At 48.6% G+C, this 214-nt stretch carries 1 protein-coding gene; it reads left to right on the top strand.

Features of this window, described 5'->3' with window-relative positions; genetic code table 11:
• Positions 1-15 precede the first annotated feature (15 nt).
• Positions 16-214, top strand: a 199-nt coding sequence (locus BHE89_RS27355; protein WP_216080979.1) for a hypothetical protein, incomplete at its 3' end; no start/stop codon positions are given.

Below are 214 nucleotides of genomic sequence, written 5' to 3'. Positions count from 1 at the left end.
AAAAAGCGCAAGCGGATGAGCAAGCTCAGCGTGAAGCGGAAGAAAAGGCGCATCGCGAAGCAGAAGAAAAAAGCCCAGCGCGAAGCACAAGAGAAAGCACAGCGCGAAGCTGAAGAAAAAGCAAAACGTGAAGCTGAAAAGGCAAAGAAAGACGCCGAAGAAAAAGCGAAACGTGAAGCTGAAGAAGCAAAACGTGAAGCAGCGGAATTAGCTA

Origin of the sequence: Shigella sp. FC1967, from assembly GCF_001743005.1 — a bacterium.
GTDB lineage: Bacteria > Pseudomonadota > Gammaproteobacteria > Enterobacterales > Enterobacteriaceae > Proteus.
The sequence above is the reverse complement of the archived record's forward strand: the minus strand, read 5'-3'. Positions and strand labels throughout refer to the sequence as shown.